Here is a 17,789-nt window from a genome sequence, read left to right as displayed (position 1 = left end):
CATAGAAAAAAACACCTTGCAAGATGCAAAGTGTTTTCGTTTGTATTCTGCTGTCCAGCAACGAATTAACGTTTAGAGAACTGGCTAGCTTTACGAGCCTTTTTCAAGCCTGTTTTCTAGTATTTTTATATCTACTGGCAGATTATCCTACTTATCCCCATCAATATCTGACTCTAACTCAACCTCTGAAGAAATCCAAATATTGCGTGCTTTGATATATTCGATATTATTGTTACCTACTAGATCCCCTTTTTAATAAATCTGGGATAACCGATAATTTAGAAATGATGGATGAATCCTTTAAAATCAAGATATTTCCATATCCATCTGTATTTTCATCAAATAGTTTTTTGTCTGCATAGTAATTAGATAGAAGAACTAAGACCTGAGTAGCTTCACCTTCATAATTGCCATTTTCGCTTTCAAAAGGTAATAATTGCTTATTCATAGCTTGGCGAATCAGTTGCACCAGCCAAATTAATTGTCTTGACCGACGAATAAAGCGACTTCTTTCAAGGATTCGACCATAAGGAAACAGTTGGCAGATTCTATAAAAGTGTCGTTGTGATTCGGCACGCTCATCAGACTCGCTACACAGAGCTGGTACATAATATCTGCTATAATTTTCTGGAAGATTTGGTCAAGCGGTCTTTTAGCCGTGTGACAGGCATACAGGAAAAACACTATTTATTTACTTTTTGCACGGGAGGCTTTAAGAATCTAATGGACATCTTTCTTGATAGTCACTCAGAGTCTCCAGAGTGTCTGGGCTGGGATATGGCAAAGATATACCGCTGCCTGAAACTGTTCTTTAACGCTGATAAACGCGACATATCAAATAAAATGTCGCACTAAAATGATTGAAAAGTAATTGAAACTGTGTTATAATGTATATGTAATTTTTAGAAAAGAGGTACTAACTATGGAAAACCTAGTAGTTTCAATCTTTAACACTGAAAGCGAAGCTTATCAGTCCTTTGCGGATTTGAAGGCTTTCCGCCAAACTCAGACGACCAAGGTTGCTCAAATCGCCTTGGTCAAAAATGAAAACGGTCATATCGTTGAAAAAGAACGCTATGACTTTGAAGATTCAACGACGGATGCAGCCCTAAAAGGTGGCTTGTTCGGTGCAGTTATCGGGCTTTTGGGTGGTCCTATCGGCGTCTTGTTTGGTTATGGTATGGGTAGCCTCTATGGTTTGGCTGCTGGTGATACCATTGATACGGCAGAAACTGGCCTGATTGACGTTGTTTCTCAGAAATTGACTAACGGTGAAACAGCCGTTGTTGCCTTGGTGCAAGAAGACAACGAAGCAGTCATCGATGCTTACTTCACCAAGTACGACACCCAAATCATGCGTTGGGATGTAGCAACCGTCGTAGCTGAAGTTGAAGCAGCCCTGCAAGTCCAAGAAGACCTCTACAACCAAGCGCGTGCGCAAATGAAGGCTGAACGTAAAGCAGATCGCAAGGCCAAACTTGAAGAGTTCAAGGCAAACATCAAATCAAAATTTGATAAATTGAAAGCCTAACGTCTAAGCGTCTCATAAATTTAAATGTGACTGAGACACCATTTAAAATTTATGTGCGTCGGATTCTCACAGTTAAATAATTGCGTTGACAAATCCGTTACAGCCGTTCTTCCATTCTTTGAAAAGAATGTTTAATAGACAAGAAATCTGGACTAGTATTGGTCTGGATTTTTTTGTGAATATAGAGGTCATAGCTTTTTGACTATGCTTTGTTATAATTAGAAAGATTTTAAGTTTTATCAAGATGAAATCAGTCAGACGCAGGCACCCTGAACTAGCACCAGCTTCCCCACACAAACTAAGACATACTGGTGCGACACTCGCAAAACAAGCTGGGGTTTCTCTTGAAGCCTTCTCAGAAGCTCTTACTCATAGTGATAAAGAGATTACAAAAACTTACGTTAATATCAAAGATAAAGTCAATCAGACTGTAGGTGATATTGCTTTTCGTAGTTTAAAAAATTGATGGGGTGAATATGGGGTGAATTTTGGGGTGAACTTTGATTTTTTGAAACAAAAAAGACATCCAAGAAATAATTCTTGAATGTCTGTAAACGTTGATATAATCGTATTGATTAACGTTTTGAGAATTGTGATGCTTTACGAGCTTTCTTAAGACCTGGTTTCTTACGCTCAACTTTACGTGAGTCACGTGTAAGAAGTCCTGCGCGTTTCAATGAATCGCGGAAGTCTGGGTCTACTTGAAGAAGGGCACGAGCGATACCGTGACGGATAGCTCCTGCTTGACCAGCGTATCCACCACCTACAACGTTAACGAAAACGTCGTATGAACCTGCAGTTGAAGTAACTGCAAATGGTTGGTTGATGACAAGACGAAGGTCAGCGTGTGGGATGTACTCTTCAACATCTTTTTTGTTAACAGTGATTTTACCAGTTCCTGGAACAAGGCGAACGCGTGCAACAGCGTTTTTACGACGTCCAGTACCTGCATATTGTGCTTGTGACATACTTTATTGTTCCTTTCCTTAGATAAGTCCTGAAATATCAAGAACTTCTGGTTGTTGTGCAGCGTGAGTGTGCTCAGCTCCAACGAATACTTTCAATTTCATACCTTGAGCGCGGCCAAGAGTATTGTGTGGAAGCATACCTTTAACTGATTTCTCGATCAAACGTACTGCATTTTTAGAACGAAGTTCACCAGCAGAGATTGATTTCAATCCACCTGGGTGGTTTGAGTGAGTGTAGTAGATCTTATCAGTTGCTTTTTTACCAGTCAATTTAACTTTTTCAGCATTGATAACGATTACGAAGTCACCTGTATCAGTGTGAGGTGTGAATGTTGGTTTGTTTTTTCCGCGAAGCACGCTAGCAACAACTGCTGAAAGGCGTCCAAGAGGTACATCAGTTGCGTCAACAACGTACCATTTGCGTTCTACTTGGCCTGGTTTAGCCATGAATGTAGTTTTGTTCATGATTTCTCCTATATGAATGTCGTTTTTGTTTACAGGGCGGATGTTCCGGTCCGCAAGTTATTTGAAAGGTTCCGGGGCCTTACAAATGGGGTAAACAATACCGCCTACTATTGTATCAAAATTCTCAGATAAAAGTCAAGCGGTTGGGAAAATATTTTTTTATTTCTGCCAGATTCGTAATCTTCTTTCACCCTTCTCCTCAAGCATGGTCTGAAAAGCTTTAGAGACTATGTAAATGGCGAAAGTCAAGAATAGGGTAACGACTAAATAATTGATCAAAGGACCGTGGTCTCCAACCAATGGTGGTTTTGTCAAAAAGCCATAATCTCCACCCGTCATTAGATTAACCACAAAGATCAGCGCATTAAGCGAAGATGTGATGATTAGGATTCGTTTGAAGTCCAATAAGCTAGCATCATAGTCCTTCAAAAGATAAATCAAGGAATTTCCAAAGAGGGCTAAGTGCCCGAAAATAAAGGACAGGATAGCGATGTGGGGGAAGGGATAGGGATCTGGCACTGGATAAACAAAGGCCGCCAAAGTCCCAAAGGTTCCGAGAACAGCAAAATACTGTTTGACTCTAGAGACACCCGGGGTCAAAAGCACTACAAACATTGCTAAACGGCAATGATAAAAGGGCAGACTTTCTGTTAGAGGCATCTGGTTGACCAAATACCAACCGTAGAGCAGGATTAACTGCAGAGCCTGTAAAATCTGGAAAAATCGTTGGCAAACTTTTTTATCACCATAGCGATAGGCAAGAAATACAGTCAATGCCAATAAACTAAATAGACTTCCATACCAAAGAAGATCAAATCGGGGTGGCTCCGTCGGCTGCGTGCTAAATAAAGCATCCCAAACATTCATGTAACTTTCCTCATTTTCATATAAGCAGGCCTCTTACTCATCTCTATAGAGCCTAGCTTACATTTATTTCTTATAATTTTGTGTAAAAGAAACTGTCGATCTTAATATAAAGCAAAGCTTCTAATCGACATATTGTTCCCGCTCACCCTGATAAACCTGCCATAGAATTTCCATTTGTTCTTGGGTTATCCGTTTTTCAGATAGGGGTGGGAGATTCTTGATATCAAAAAATTCAAGTTCTGCAATTTCTTGATTTTCTTGAAATTGTCCATCCAATAACTGACAGTCAAAAACGAACTTGGCATACTGTTTGTTCTGAAGTTGAAAGCGGTTGGTATCAAAAACCGCCAATAAAGAACCTACTTCTGCCGAAAATCCTGTTTCTTCCTGAACTTCTTTTCGGATATTTTCCTTGGGAGAATATCCTACCTCGCCAAAGCCACCAGGTAATGCCCAAGTATCCTCTCCTTGTCCTCTAACCAGGCAAATCTTCTGATTTTGAACAATCCATGCCCGCACATCCATCAAGGGAGTTGCATAGCTACCTGTTGGTTTTAAAATTGCAGTCAATTCCTCTTGATCGAGCTCTGTTTGATCCTGCAAGATACTTGATAAAATCTGCCGTAAATCCTCATAACGTTCACGCTCAAAAGGATCCTTGGTATAGGTCAGTCCAGTGTCAGTAATGGCCAACATTCTCTGAATAGCTTTAGCGAAATCAGTTGCACTCATTTTCTAAACTTTCTACTAGCTTGGCTAGATTCATAGAGTTCGAACCTTTAAGCAAAATCTGGTCATGTGCACCAAGACTTTCCTTGACCTGCTTAACCATAGCTTCAAACTGGTCTTCCTCAGCTGTTTTCTTGAAGTAGTAAACATGACCAATTGGGAACATTTGACTAGCTAACTGAGCCAAGTCAGCAATGTCTTCACCGTAGAAAATAACGGTATCAAGTACATCAGGTGAAATGCTCAAAATCATCTGATTATGGAGTTGAACAGACTGGTCTCCAAGTTCTTTCATATCTGCCAGAACTGCGAGTTTCTTGCCACCTTCATTGGCTGGAATGGCAGAGAAAGTTTCTAAAATCAACTTCATAGCTGTTGGGTTAGCATTGTAGACATCTGACAAGATATCTGCTCCATTGGCAGCTTTTTTCCACTCGGTACGATTGCGGGTCAATTCAAGATTTTGGAAGGCTTGACCAATTTGCTCCTCAGTCACTCCTTCTTGAAGAGCTACATAAGATGCAATCATGGCATTGGTCGCATTGTATTTACCAGTTACTGGCAAATCAAGGGCTTGCTTCAAGAAATTAGCCTTGAAGGTTAAGCTATCCTTACACTCAATCAATTCTGTAATTTCGAGTTCTGCACCTGGACCAAAACGGACTACTTTTTGGCCAGTAGGTAGATAATCCTCTACAATAGGATCAGCTGGTGCTAAAAGCAAGGCACCCTTTCCCATCCCATCAGCGATTTGCAATTTCCCTTTGGCAATTTCAGAACGGTCTTTAAAGAAGGCCAAATGAGCTTCTCCTACCAAGGTCACAATAGCTGTCTTTGGATGAGCTAGTTCAGACAAGAGATGGATATCTCCTAAGTGATCCTGTCCCATTTCCAAGACCAGCTTTTCAGTATCATCTGGCATATGGAGAACCGTATAAGGGAGGCCAATCTCGTTATTGTAGTTCCCTTGCGTTTTGTAGGTTTTGTAGCTTGTAGAAAGCAAATGAGCCAACATATCCTTGGTCGTTGTCTTCCCATTTGAACCTGTAACAGCAAAGACATCGACACCTGTCTTTTGAAGGTAATAGGCCGCAAGTGCTTGGAAGGCTGTCAAGACATCATCTACTAAAATGTAAGGATGACCTTCTACTTCCTTTTCTGACAGGGTTACAACAGCGCCATTTTCAAAAGCTGTCTCTATAAAGTCATGACCATCACGCGCCCCCTTTAGTGGCACAAATAGATCACCAGGTCCAATCAAACGACTATCAAACTCAGCCTTGACTAGCAGGCTATCCGCATAGCCTGTCACATCATTTTTTGCATCGACGGCACGCGCAACTTCGTGAATCGTAAGTTTCATGTTTACTCCTTTAAAAAGGGGCAAGGAGTCCTTCCCCGCCCTTATGTCTGTCTTTACAATAGGTGCGCTTCACGCTTGTCAAAACTTTCCTTAGCAAGATCAACCAAACGCTCGATTAGTTCTGGGTAAGGAAGGCCCATATTGTCCCAAAGCAAGGGATACATAGACCATTGGGTAAATCCTGGCATAGTGTTGAGCTCATTTAGGAAAACTTCTCCCTTATCTGTATAGAAGAAATCGCAACGTGAGAGACCAAGTCCGCCAATAGCACGGAAGGCAGCTTCTGCATTTTTACGCATGACCGCTACTACATCATCACTAATCTTGGCTGGAATATCCATAGTAATCTTGTTATCGATGTATTTTGCTTCGTAGTCATAGAAGGCTACGTCTTTGACAACTTCACCAGGTAGAGTGCTCTTGACATCATAGTTTCCTAAAAGCCCAACTTCGATTTCACGCGCATTGACGCCTTGCTCTACCAAGACACGGCTATCATATTTAAAGGCAAGTTCGAGAGCTTGATGGAGTTCCTCTTTATTTTCAGACTTAGAAATACCAACACTAGAACCCATATTAGATGGTTTGGTAAAGACTGGATACCTTAATTTTTCTTCAACTTCTGCGATCTTAGAAGCTAAGTCATCCCCTTCAACAATGGCTACGTAAGGGACTTGGGCAATCCCAGCAGATTCCAAGACACGTTTAGTCGTGATTTTGTCCATAGCAAGGCTTGAAGACAAGATGTTGCAACCGACATAAGGCATTTTCAAGACTTCTAGGAAACCTTGAACGGAACCGTCTTCTCCCATAGGTCCATGAAGAACTGGAAAAACAACTGCGCCTTCTTCGTAGATGGCACTTGGAGCAATTTTCTTGTCCCAATCAATCGTTTCATTGGTCATGAGACGTTCATCTTGGCTAGGAGTTTGGGTAAATTCTTGGGTTTTGATAAAATCACCAGACTGGCTGATAAAGAAAGTTTTGACTTCAAAACGGTCATAGTTAACCGCACGCATGACACTCTCAGCTGACAATACAGATACTTCACGCTCTGCACTGCGCCCACCATATAATAGAATAATTGTTTGTTTCATATGATTGTCCTATTTCTACTAGAATACTCGCTTTTTAGTATATCACATTTGTTTATTTTTTTAAACTTGAATAGCAAAAAAGAGACTGGATTAAAAATAAATCCAGCCTCTTAGTTTCTTAAAATCTTATCTACTAGCTAATTGCCTGTTCTATATCCTCACAGACTAGAGTTCTGTACGATTTTCGATGGCTCTTAAGAGCGTTACTTCATCTGCATATTCGATATCTGCTCCTACTGCTAGACCTCTTGCTAGACGAGTAACCTTAATCCCTGCAGGTTTAAGTAGTCGAGAGATATACATAGAGGTCGCCTCACCATCAGCTGTTGCATTGGTGGCTACGATGACCTCTGAAACTTCGCTATCCATGAGACGAGTCATGAGACTTTTGAGGTTGATGTCATCTGGGCTAATTCCATTCATAGGGGAAATCAAGCCGTGTAAAACATGGTAAAGTCCGTGGTATTCCTGGATGTTTTCCATAGCAGCAACATCTCGGCTATCCTCAAGGACCAGAATCGTAGACTGATCACGGCTAGGATCGGTACAGATAGAGCACGGGTCTTCATCTGTCAAGCGTCCACAAATAGAACAATAGGTCAATTCTCGCTTAGCTGCAAGGAGATTTTTTGCAAATTCATTGACGTCATCATCCGACATCCCAATGGTATAAAAGGCCAGTCGGGTTGCTGTCTTAATCCCGATACCCGGAAGTTTAGAATAACTGTCAATCAGCTTAGCTATAGGTGTTGGGTAAAGCATGGCTTCCTTTCTAGTTCATTGGATGGTGTTGGTTGTATAGATTGATAATGTCGCGAGCAATCGAAGGTCCGACTCCGTTAGTTAGGTTGGTGTTATGCGGGAATACTACCGCAACTGCAATCTGCGGATTATCGGTTGGAGCATAGGCTACTGCGTTGGTATTATCAGCATTCTGACCACCATTGACATAACTTTCGGCTGTACCGGTTTTTCCACTGATAGAGACTGCTGCCCCATTTGAAAAGGCACGACCTGTCGTAAGTGCACTTGTTCCGTGCGATACCTGATAAAATCCTTGTTGTAGGATAGACATGTCAGACTCAGAAATATTGATTTTATTCATTTCTGTGCTATCCGTTTGCTTAATGAGTTCTCCCAAACCACCTTGTTCATTGTTGTCGTAGACTCCTTCCACGATATGAGGAGCTAAGCGGACACCATTATTAGCAATCGTTGCTACATACTGAGCTAACTGCATCGGTGTGTAGTTATCAAACTGCCCAAAGGCATTATTTAGATAGTTGGCCAAATCGTAGTCTTTAGGAATAAAGCCTGTTGACTCATCCGGTAGGTCGATTCCTGTAGAAACTCCTAAACCATACTCACCGAAGGTTGAACGAAGTTTTCCCATGGCAGATTCGAGACTGTTGGTTCCTACTGTCATATTCGGCTGATAAGTTTGCCCCATGATTCCAAGAGCAGTTTGGACCATGTAGGTATTGGATGAATACTCCAAGGCCTCAACTGCTGTAATCGGGAAAGAACCATAATAAGGGGTATACCAGGAATTGATCGGCGCAGAACCTTGGAAGACGATTGGTTGATCTGTCAAGGTTTGATTTCCTGACAAGACCCCATTTTCCCAACCTGAACTGATGGTAGCTGCCTTAACGACAGATCCTGGAACGAAGACATTGGTGACAGTTCCGAGTGAGTCTGTGGTCAGTTCTCCAGTTTCTACATTGTGCTTCATCCCTGACATGGCTAATACAGCACCTGTCTTAGGATTGAGGGCTACTGCATAGACGCCTTCTGAATATCTGGCTCCACCATTTGCAAGTTCTGAGTTGAAATAACTCTTCAAGAGACTGTCTACGCTATCTTGGAAGGCTAAATCAATGGTCAATTTGATATTTTTACCCTTGCTTCCTTCTTCGATATTTTCTACACTCTCCATGTCTCCGTGCTTGTCCAAATGGATTTCCTTGACAGTACGTTTTCCTTGCAAGACTTCTTCGTATTGCTTTTCAAGATAGGAAGTCCCAACACGGTCATTGAGTGAGTAACCTTTTTTCAAATAAGCATCCACTTCTTCTGCTGGAAGACCAGATTTTTCACTAGAAACACTTCCAACTATTGATGAAAGAGAGGTTTCTAAGACTTTTCGGTCCCATGAAGTAGAGATGGAAATACCTGGCAATTCCTTAGATGCAGAAGCAATCACAGCTACCTGTGTATCGCTCAAAGGATCCGTTTGAATATTTCCTGTCGCAAAATTTTCTACTGCATTGAGCTGACTAAAGATATAGATTGCCTTCTTTTCATCCTCTGAGTAGTTTAATTGACTGGAAGTAATACTCTCAGCAGCGTTGTTATAGAGTTCAGATTCGGAAAGTTGATTGCCATCTGAATCATATCGTTTATCTTTTGGAAGAGCTTCAACTGTCTTCTTATAAACTTCAGCATCAGCCAAGTAGTAATCAGCCATTTGACGGTCCGTCAACTCTGGAGAGGTGACTGTGACATAGGTCAACAATTTCTTAGAAATATCCTTTAAATCAGCCGCAGTCATCTTATTGCTTCGTGTAAAGGAAACAACTTGCTTAACGGTGTTTTGGACTAAAGGTTTTCCTGTTGCATCATAAATTTCTCCACGAGCGGAACCCATGGTTACTCGAGTTTGGCTAGCAGAAGCGAGTTTGTTTTCATAAAAATCCTTGTGAAGAACTTGCATATAAAGTAAACGACCAATAATTGCTAAAAAGAGCAAGATAACGATTGCAAATAACAAATTAAGCCGTGTCGGTATCGAGTGGCTATTGAATTTTCTCATACACATCAATCTCATTTCTAATCAAAATCACACTCTTCATTGTACCATAATTTAATCCGAAAATTATGGAAAAAGAAAAGACTTTTCCTTTTTGGTCCAAAAAGTATTTTCTATGATATAATGGAGGTAAGCGCTATTTTATTTGTTAGATTTGTCAAAGTAATTTTGGCAAATAGCTATAAAAGGAGTTCCATGAATAAGCAAGATATCTCTACGATTATCGACCTTCACTTTGAAGAAATGACCGATTTAGAGCAAGAAATTGCCCGCTATTTTCTGCAGGCAGATACCATAAATGATGACTTATCCTCTCAACAAGTCACGCAAAAACTTCATATTTCCCAGGCAGCGCTCACTCGTTTTGCCAAGAAGTGTGGTTTTAAGGGCTATCGAGAATTCATCTTCAAATATCAACAACAAAAAGACACTCTTTCTGCTCCTCAACAGGATATGAATCCTTTGACTCAACGAGTTCTCAGAAGTTATGCAAATGTGCGAGAAATTTCTCAAGGATTGATTGACGATGAGCAGTTGGAACGTGTAGCTCAGATGATTGAGCAATCAGAACGCGTGTATTTTTTCGGAACTGGGAGTTCTGGTCTAGTCGCACGTGAGATGAAGCTACGTTTTATGAGATTGGGTGTCGTCTGTGAAGCCTTAACAGATCCAGACGGTTTTGCCTGGACGACTAGTATCATTGATGAAAAATGTTTGGTCTTTGGTTTTTCCCTCTCAGGAACAACACCGTCCATCATCGATAGTTTATTAGATGCCCAGGATATGGGAGCTAAGACAGTTCTATTTACAAGTTCACCGAATAAGGATACTCAAGCATTTACAGAAACTGTTTTGGTCGCAAGCCAAAACCAAGCATCTTATATTCAACGAATTTCTGCTCAGATTCCAATGCTGATTATCATTGATTTACTCTACGCTTATTTCCTAGAGATTGATCGCGAAAGTAAAGAAAAAATCTTTAATAGCTATTGGGAGAATAATAGACTGAATGGTTATCGTAGAAACACAAGACATAGAAAGCCCTGAAATTGAAAACTATTCAGGGTTTTCTGTTTGGAACAACTTCATCAATAAAAGGGAGTCCACTATGGGACTCCCTTTTTTTAGTGTTTAAAACACTTTCTTTGATTTAGTCTCTGCTAATCCTTCATCTCTTTTTTGAAGAAGAATAGCATTATTCCTGAAACAAGAGTGAGGGCAGGCAAGAGAGCTGAACTTACTTCTTCTCCTGTTGCCGGCAACTGTTTGCTTGTAGAATCTGCTACAGTTCCCTTGACCTCTGCTAAAGGCTTATCTTCTCCCATAGGTTGTGGAGCAGGAGTTTCTGCATTTGTTGGTGCACTTGGTTGAGCTGCATCCTTGTACACTACCGCATAGACACCTAGGTGTGGAGCTACAAATTCAAGTGCTGAACCTTTCTGTTCAAACTTCACTTCCTGCAATTCTTGATTTGCATTCATGGCATAGACATTGGCTACATCAGACGCCACAGCAACTTGAACAAGGGCTGCACCTTTCAATTGAACAAGTTCACCTTTCTCATTCTTCAATTGAATTTGATAAGCATCGAAACGGCGACCTTCCAAGACCTGATCAGCAACCTTATCGACCTCTAGAACAGAACCACCATTGAGGTCCCCTTCTCGAGCAATCAGTTTCAAGTTTGTTGATGAATCTTTCAAGACCTTCAATGTGCTATCAGTTGATGGACTTTCTTCCTTAGTTCCAACTTCGACGATGCGATCTTGGGCTTCCTCACGTTCAACCTTAAGAACCTTACGGTTGTCACCATCGACTTCTACATAAGTCGTTACTTGTCCGTCTTTTCCTTCAGAAACAACTTGTTCCTTACCTTTAGCTAAATCAGCATTCTCACGGCGAACAGTCTTGAAGGCTATTGGTTCTTTCTCTACTTTTAGATTTGGTAGGTTAAAGTCCAAATTCATAACGCCTTCTGTCGGCATAGCAGTTCCTTCTTGAGTACCTACTTCAACGATGCGGTCTTGAGCTTCCTCACGTTCAACCTTAACAACCTTACGGTTGTCACCATCAACTTCTACATAAGTCGTTACTTGTCCGTCTTTTCCTTCAGAAACGACTTGTTCCTTACCTTTAGCTAAGAGAGAATTTTCACGACGAATAGTGTTGAAGGCAATCGGATCTGTCGTCACTTCAAGGCTTGGTTGAGTTACACTCAATTCTTTAACACCTTCAGTTGGAAGATTTGAATGTTTCACTTCCTCTTCTGGTTTACTTGGCTCTTCTGGTCTTGCAGGCTCTTCTGGCTTACTTGGCTCCTCTGGTCTCGCAGGCTCTTCTGGCTTACTTGGCTCCTCTGGTCTCGCAGGCTCTTCTGGCTTACTTGGTTCCTCTGGTCTTGCAGGCTCTTCTGGCTTACTTGGTTCCTCTGGTCTTGCAGGCTCTTCTGGCTTACTTGGCTCCTCTGGTCTTACAGGCTCTTCTGGTCTCGCAGGCTCTTCTGGAGCTGGTTCCTCTTTTGGTGTCGCCTGAAGATTGTTGATAGATGTCAAAGCGTCTTGCAAGGCCTTATCTACTGCATCCTGAGTTTTGGCTTCTTCAATAGCCGCTAAGGCTTGTTCTGCTAGTTCAACTAGTTTCTTCTTAGCTTCCTTGTCATCACCCAACTTAGCTGTTTTACTTTTAATGGCTTCGGACAAGCTTGCCATAGCTTTATCGTAGTCAAGCTTAGGCTCTACTGGTTTGCTTGGTTCTTCTGGCTGTTTTGGTTCTTCTGGCTTGCTTGGCTCCTCTGGTGCTGGCTCCTCTTTTGGAGTCGCTTGAAGGCTGTTGATAGATGCCAAAGCTGCTTGCAAGGCCTTATCTACTGCATCCTGAGTCTTAGCTTCTTGGATGGCTGTCAAGGCTTGCTCTGTTAATGCAACTAGCTTCTTCTTAGCTTCCTTGTCATCACCGAGTTCAGCTGTTTTTCTTTCAATCGCTTCGGTCAGACTTGCCATAGCCTTGTCATAGTTTGGTTCTTCTGGCTGTTCTGGTGTTGGCGTATCATCTGTGCCATAATTTTCTTCCTTATCAAGGATCGTTTGCAAAGCGGCTACTGTCTTCAGAACTTCTTGTGCATTGGCATCACTTGCTGAAAGTTGCTCAGATAATTTATCCAAGTTTGACTTGAAGGCTTGACGTGCCTCTGGAGTATTCTTCAAGCTTGTCTGGTCAAACTTAACCAACTCATCCTTCCAGTTCTTCATGGCTTGGATTAACTCTGCTTTGGTATAAAGAGCACTACCTTCACCATGAGTGATGAACTGGTCAACTTGGATACCAATATTTCTCGTAGTATCATTACGTTTTGGATCTAGTTGCAAGGTTACAGCATGCCAACCTTCTTCGAGTCCAGTCAAACGAACAAGAGTCTGACCACCTTGACGAGTAGTGGCTGTACCACTGAAGTACTTCTTACCGTTGTACTCAGAAGCATTACCTAGGCCATCTTGATACTCGACTTTTTTACCGTCTAACGTTACTTTGTAGATACCATGTCCTGGATCTACATATCCTTTGATCTCAAGACCTGTTCCGTAGAAGTAGGCTGTTACGCTGGCATTTTTCTTCTGTTCTTCTGTCAAACGTCCAAACGACGCCCATGATTCTGTATTTTGATATTTATCCGCTGAGTTCGTTTCATGGTTCCAACCTGGACTATAGTCAAGCTGAGGTGCCTGATCGTCATAGCTTGTTTGGTCTTTTAGGAGCAATTCTGCCTTCATCACTCGAATAGTAGCTTCTGAAGCAAATCCAAGAAGGGCATTGTCAGAAACGCTAGTCATTTTCACTTTGAAGTCAAAGATTGAATCAGCCTGCTCTGTAAAGTCGATAGTTGGAATCGTGATTGTTTTCTCAGTTTCACCATCTTGGAAGGTTAAGTCAGCTGTTGTGTCCTTGTACACTTTACCATGAACCCCTGTTCCTGGTTCAGTCACGACATGGACTGTTGCTGTTCCTTTGCTACCACCAACACGCTTAATGGTTACAGTAACCGGTTGACCTTTTTGAACTTCATAGGTCGTTTCTTTCATCTCAAACATACCTTTACCAGCATTGTTGAGCGTGTAGATACCTTCCGTTGCAATAGGCTCGCCAGTCTTATTGACAAGCTTGATAGTATGTTCACCTGGAGCCAAGTCATCTGTTTCATAGACCATCTGACTACGCTTACGAGCTGCATTTTTGGTTTGGACATCTGCAACCTTTTGACCATCTACGTAAACGGACATTTCACCGTGGTTTGGATCAACTGTAGACACTACATATGCTTTTGTCCCAGTGAATCGGTAGGTTACGCTAGCATCTTTTTGGTTAGTCCACATAGATGTTCCGCGGACGCCTTCAGATTCATCATACCAAGTTGTATTCTCTTTATCAGCAGTTGTATTTGAATGGTAATCTAGTCCTAGAGGGTAACCATCTGTCTTCTCGATACTGCTTGGTGTCTTATAAACAGAGAAGTTTGTCAAAATTGGAGTCGCTTGTGCACCAGTAATGGTTACACGAATCTTTTGCGCCTCTACTGGTTGACCTTGGATAAGACGACGATAGCCAACAGTCGAACCTTCACCGTATGGTACCCAACGTCCATTAAGTTCAACTTCAACCTTGAAGCCAGAGATACGTTGACCCTTAGCGATATCTTCTTTGAGTTCGACTACGTCAAAACGTCTCTTTTGTCCAAGATCGACAGTAAATTCACCTGTCTTAGCATCATTTGCCAGTGCCCAGCTCGTATCATCCTTACCATCTGTCAAATGACTTGCTTGATACAAGTGATTCTTACGAGTAGAGCTTGCAGTTACAGTTGCACCCTTAGCGAAGTCAGTTGCATACATTTGATCCAAGGTTGCTCGGAATTCTTGCAAGCGAGCGACATCTGCTTCTGCGAATTTACCTTCTTTATTTGGTGGAATATTGAGGAGAAGTGGCGTTCCACGACCAACAGACTTGAAGTAGATATCCATCAAATCTTTGATTGATTTTGGCTGTTGATTGTCATGGTAGAACCAACCTGAACGGATAGAAACGTCTGCTTCACCAACTGAGTACATATCTCCTTCTGGATCCCCATGGTTGAGATATTCATTCTTCACATCGTCAGTGATTTTAGCTTTCTTGACCTTATGCCAAACTGGATCACCGGCAATCCCACGTTCATTACCAATCCAACGTACACTTGTTGGTTGAGCAGAGAAGATAGCGATATCTCCTTCAGCTTTCTTGATGTACTCGAACCACTTGTCAAAGGTATAGGTTACTTTTTGAGCCCCGCTACCACGCGCACCGTCCATCCAAACTTCGATAAACTTACCATTGTTTCCGTATTTAGGATTGCCAAGGATTTCCTTGAGTTGGTTGAGGTAGTATTCGTTGTACTCTTTCTCAGTTGCAACATGATATTTAGGATGGTTGGCATCCCATGGTGATAGGTAAACACCCATATTCATGTCATACTTAGTCGCTGATTTAGAGATTTCTTCGAGAAGGTCACCCTTACCATCTTTCCATGGACTTGCAGCCACCGTATGGTCTGTATATTTAGATGGATAAATCACAAATCCGTCATGGTGTTTTACAACCATGATTGTTCGTTTGAATCCAGCATCCTTCAAAGTCTTAATCCACTGATCTGTATCAAGATTTGTTGGATTGAAGTACTGAGGATTTTCTCTACCGTTCCCCCACTCAGAGTTGGTATAAGTATTCATACCATAGTGGATGAAGGCAGCCAATTCTTCCTTGTGGTAGTCCAATTGAGCCTTGCTTGGAAGTGGACCGTAAGCAGCAATTTCTGTTTCTTCATCTTTTGGATCAACTACTGGAGTTACAGGAGTTGCTGGTTTTGGATCTTCAATCTTTTCGTATTCAAAAATAACTTCATTCACCCCTTTATGCTTGATAGTTGCTTCTTGACTTGCATTTACTGCACGATAACCTGCAATTTCTTTGGCTTGGAAATTATGAACAAAGGAAACATCGTATTCCTTACCTTCGTTATTATCCACATCTGCAGTTGTCAACTCTTTATCAGAGTCTTTTAAGCGATAGTGAACCTCAAAGGAACCTTTGTTCACTTTATAAACCACCTTGATGACGCGAGTTCCTGCAGGAGCCTTGCTCACAACACTATAATCATCTTCCCAAGCGTCTTTCAATTGTTTATTGACAGCTTTGCCATCAATCGACACAATCTCATATTTTTCTTTATTCTTCTTGAAGAAGTCAGTCTTTTCAATTTCTGTTTTATAGTTATAGTTGAATTGAGCGCCAACTTCTGCCTTATCTACAAAAGTATCGTTTTCTTTGACTGGGTTATCATTTTGGTCCACATGCTCGATAACTACACGGCCATAGTCAACGCCTTCAAGGAGAGTTGCTACACCACTTTCATCGAATGAATATTTGTTTTCACCGATAACTGCTGTCTTATTTCGAAGCATTTCTCCCTCTGGAGTGAAATAATAACGGCTACCGTTATCGCCTTGATACCAGCCTTTAACACCGTATTTATCAATGACGCCTTTAGCCCATGCTAATTGTTCTGGAGACAAGACTAGACCTCCACCGAAGCGGTCTTTTTCAGCAATGTTCGCATTATCAACAGTACCACGTTGGTGGATCCCAATGACCTTACCATCACCGTTGATGATCCCACCACCAGAAAGACCTGATACAGAAGTCAAACGATAGGTAACACCTACTGTTCCCTTATCATCATACTTTTCAGTATCTCTAACGACACCGTCTGCCTTATACAATTGACCTGGCACAATCGGCTCCTTCAATTCTGGAGAAGTTGAATCTGTAGGATAGCCAATTGTGCTCACAGGTTCTCCAGCTTTGTATTCCCGATGCTCTGCTAACGGAGTAAAGGTTGCTGCCTTATTGGGACTTGCAATCTGTACTGGAACTGGAGCTACGACCAAGGCTAGGTCATTTTTGTACCCTTCGCCAAACTTTTCTTTATTCCAGAAATGAATATCCTTTTCTTGGAACAAAACAGTTTTTCCTGAAGTTGGCAAAGATCTTTCTTTTGGAGTATTAGAACCGACATTGTAGTAGAACTTAGCAGTATCACCACCTAAGATATTACCAGCATTGGTTTCGGCATCCTTCTTCAAGAAATTGTGAGCGACTGTCAGCATGATATTTGGAGCCACAAAGATACCTGAACCTGAATTGAGGTAACGCTGAGTTCCACCGTCTGCTAGAGGTGAACTGAAGATTGTGTAAATCATGGTAGCCGATGTAGCTGGTTGCCCCTCATAATTGATATGCTTAAGGTCTTGACCACCATTGATAATGGCTCTATTTTCTTTTTCACCTTCAGTTGTACTTGCTTCTTCAGCTTTTAAAATACTTTTAGTTTCAACTTTCGGGCTATCTTTTTCTGATACAATAGCTGAGGTATCCAGTTTTTTCACTGGTGTATCAGGATAGGCACGGTCAGGAATTTCTTCTGGAAGTAAATCTCCAGCCTCTTCAGTAGTTTTAGTTTCTTCTGTTACTTTTTCTGAAGCAGGAGCTGCTTGTTTAGCAACTTCTTCTTTAACAGGACTCACTACTTCTTTAGTTTCCTTAACTGCTTCCGCTTTTTCTTTATCGACATCGATTACTTCTTTGACTTGACCTTCTACTTCCAGTTTTGGCTCTGTCACAACTTCGTTAGCGGCAACATTTCCAGATGCAAAAAAAGCCAGTCCAACTGCCACAGAGGCTACACCAACCGTTAGTTTACGAATACTGAATATACGACTTCTTTCAAAAAAATACTGTTTCATCAAATTCTCCTAATGAACAAAAGCAGTCAGCTACTGCAAGAGCCCAGTTTCTGCTGGCGACAATTTTATTTCTCAGTACCTACTATAAAACTCTTCTTCCTCCCACTCTTATCTTCTGTTAAATTCAT

The 17,789-nt window shown here is 41.5% G+C and carries 12 protein-coding genes and 2 pseudogenes; 3 read left to right on the top strand and 11 right to left on the bottom strand.

All coding sequences use genetic code 11. The features are described from left to right. Nucleotides 1–150: 150 nt before the first annotated feature. Nucleotides 151–424 (bottom strand): annotated as a pseudogene (locus tag ACWPUA_RS07655) (diacylglycerol/lipid kinase family protein); the annotation flags it as partial. A 3-nt stretch (nucleotides 425–427) separates the two neighbouring features. Then, nucleotides 428–571: pseudogene (locus tag ACWPUA_RS07650) on the bottom strand (IS982 family transposase); the annotation flags it as partial. A gap of 351 nt (nucleotides 572–922) precedes the next feature. Here ACWPUA_RS07650 and ACWPUA_RS07645 point away from each other — a divergent pair. Together ACWPUA_RS07645 and ACWPUA_RS07640 are read left to right on the top strand one after the other, a co-directional pair. Beyond that, nucleotides 923–1,531, top strand: a complete 609-nt coding sequence (locus tag ACWPUA_RS07645) for a DUF1269 domain-containing protein (protein ID WP_320693602.1) — start codon at nucleotides 923–925, stop codon at nucleotides 1,529–1,531. A gap of 244 nt (nucleotides 1,532–1,775) precedes the next feature. Next, complete coding sequence (locus ACWPUA_RS07640) at nucleotides 1,776–1,997, top strand: tyrosine-type recombinase/integrase (RefSeq protein WP_002893762.1); 222 nt, start codon at nucleotides 1,776–1,778, stop codon at nucleotides 1,995–1,997. A gap of 109 nt (nucleotides 1,998–2,106) precedes the next feature. On the opposite strand, the gene rpsI is transcribed toward ACWPUA_RS07640, so the two are convergent. The 8 genes from rpsI to pbp2b all read right to left on the bottom strand — a co-directional run bounded on the left by rpsI (nucleotide 2,107) and on the right by pbp2b (nucleotide 9,835). After that, nucleotides 2,107–2,499 (bottom strand): 30S ribosomal protein S9, encoded by a 393-nt coding sequence (rpsI, locus tag ACWPUA_RS07635; RefSeq protein WP_002893764.1) that lies wholly within the window; start codon nucleotides 2,497–2,499, stop codon nucleotides 2,107–2,109. Nucleotides 2,500–2,517: 18 nt separating this feature from the next. Continuing rightward, nucleotides 2,518–2,964, bottom strand: coding sequence for a 50S ribosomal protein L13 (gene rplM, locus ACWPUA_RS07630; RefSeq protein WP_002876943.1), 447 nt, complete (start codon nucleotides 2,962–2,964; stop codon nucleotides 2,518–2,520). 159 nt (nucleotides 2,965–3,123) lie between these two features. Then, nucleotides 3,124–3,831 carry a YwaF family protein gene (locus ACWPUA_RS07625; RefSeq protein WP_368910762.1) on the bottom strand — a complete coding sequence of 236 codons (708 nt, stop codon included), beginning with the start codon at nucleotides 3,829–3,831 and terminating at the stop codon, nucleotides 3,124–3,126. 120 nt (nucleotides 3,832–3,951) lie between these two features. Further along, nucleotides 3,952–4,563 carry an NUDIX hydrolase gene (locus tag ACWPUA_RS07620; RefSeq protein ID WP_368910763.1) on the bottom strand — a complete coding sequence of 204 codons (612 nt, stop codon included), beginning with the start codon at nucleotides 4,561–4,563 and terminating at the stop codon, nucleotides 3,952–3,954. After that, nucleotides 4,550–5,923: a UDP-N-acetylmuramoyl-tripeptide--D-alanyl-D-alanine ligase gene (locus tag ACWPUA_RS07615; protein ID WP_414277254.1), complete on the bottom strand. Its 1,374-nt coding sequence runs from the start codon at nucleotides 5,921–5,923 to the stop codon at nucleotides 4,550–4,552. Before ACWPUA_RS07615 ends, ACWPUA_RS07620 begins: the two co-directional genes overlap by 14 nt. A gap of 53 nt (nucleotides 5,924–5,976) precedes the next feature. Further along, nucleotides 5,977–7,020 carry a D-alanine--D-alanine ligase gene (locus ACWPUA_RS07610; RefSeq protein WP_006152830.1) on the bottom strand — a complete coding sequence of 348 codons (1,044 nt, stop codon included), beginning with the start codon at nucleotides 7,018–7,020 and terminating at the stop codon, nucleotides 5,977–5,979. A gap of 165 nt (nucleotides 7,021–7,185) precedes the next feature. Next, entirely contained in the window at nucleotides 7,186–7,782 is a 597-nt protein-coding gene (recR, locus tag ACWPUA_RS07605) for a recombination mediator RecR (protein ID WP_006152788.1), read from the bottom strand. Nucleotides 7,783–7,792: 10 nt separating this feature from the next. Continuing rightward, a complete protein-coding gene (gene pbp2b, locus ACWPUA_RS07600; protein ID WP_454380134.1) occupies nucleotides 7,793–9,835 on the bottom strand; it encodes a penicillin-binding protein PBP2B in 2,043 nt (680 codons plus the stop codon). Between the two features lie 192 nt (nucleotides 9,836–10,027). Here pbp2b and ACWPUA_RS07595 point away from each other — a divergent pair, with 192 nt between their 5' ends. Then, nucleotides 10,028–10,879 carry a MurR/RpiR family transcriptional regulator gene (locus ACWPUA_RS07595; RefSeq protein ID WP_314944969.1) on the top strand — a complete coding sequence of 284 codons (852 nt, stop codon included), beginning with the start codon at nucleotides 10,028–10,030 and terminating at the stop codon, nucleotides 10,877–10,879. 113 nt (nucleotides 10,880–10,992) lie between these two features. Here the strand turns inward: ACWPUA_RS07595 and ACWPUA_RS07590 are convergent, their stop codons facing one another. Beyond that, a complete protein-coding gene (locus tag ACWPUA_RS07590; protein ID WP_454380132.1) occupies nucleotides 10,993–17,661 on the bottom strand; it encodes an alpha-L-fucosidase in 6,669 nt (2,222 codons plus the stop codon). Nucleotides 17,662–17,789: the final 128 nt, after the last annotated feature.

The organism is Streptococcus sp. Marseille-Q6504, assembly GCF_965111625.1.
This window is presented reverse-complemented; position numbering and strand designations above follow the sequence as displayed.

What these genes read in the sequence shown, in the direction of transcription:
- recR (WP_006152788.1), bottom strand. Translation starts at nt 7,782, where the DNA reads ATGCTTTACCCAACACCTATAGCTAAGCTGATTGACAGTTATTCTAAA.
- ACWPUA_RS07645 (WP_320693602.1), top strand. Translation starts at nt 923, where the DNA reads ATGGAAAACCTAGTAGTTTCAATCTTTAACACTGAAAGCGAAGCTTAT.
- ACWPUA_RS07615 (WP_414277254.1), bottom strand. Translation starts at nt 5,923, where the DNA reads ATGAAACTTACGATTCACGAAGTTGCGCGTGCCGTCGATGCAAAAAAT.
- ACWPUA_RS07640 (WP_002893762.1), top strand. Translation starts at nt 1,776, where the DNA reads ATGAAATCAGTCAGACGCAGGCACCCTGAACTAGCACCAGCTTCCCCA.
- ACWPUA_RS07610 (WP_006152830.1), bottom strand. Translation starts at nt 7,020, where the DNA reads ATGAAACAAACAATTATTCTATTATATGGTGGGCGCAGTGCAGAGCGT.
- rplM (WP_002876943.1), bottom strand. Translation starts at nt 2,964, where the DNA reads ATGAACAAAACTACATTCATGGCTAAACCAGGCCAAGTAGAACGCAAA.
- ACWPUA_RS07625 (WP_368910762.1), bottom strand. Translation starts at nt 3,831, where the DNA reads ATGAATGTTTGGGATGCTTTATTTAGCACGCAGCCGACGGAGCCACCC.
- ACWPUA_RS07590 (WP_454380132.1), bottom strand. Translation starts at nt 17,661, where the DNA reads ATGAAACAGTATTTTTTTGAAAGAAGTCGTATATTCAGTATTCGTAAA.
- rpsI (WP_002893764.1), bottom strand. Translation starts at nt 2,499, where the DNA reads ATGTCACAAGCACAATATGCAGGTACTGGACGTCGTAAAAACGCTGTT.
- ACWPUA_RS07620 (WP_368910763.1), bottom strand. Translation starts at nt 4,563, where the DNA reads ATGAGTGCAACTGATTTCGCTAAAGCTATTCAGAGAATGTTGGCCATT.
- pbp2b (WP_454380134.1), bottom strand. Translation starts at nt 9,835, where the DNA reads ATGAGAAAATTCAATAGCCACTCGATACCGACACGGCTTAATTTGTTA.
- ACWPUA_RS07595 (WP_314944969.1), top strand. Translation starts at nt 10,028, where the DNA reads ATGAATAAGCAAGATATCTCTACGATTATCGACCTTCACTTTGAAGAA.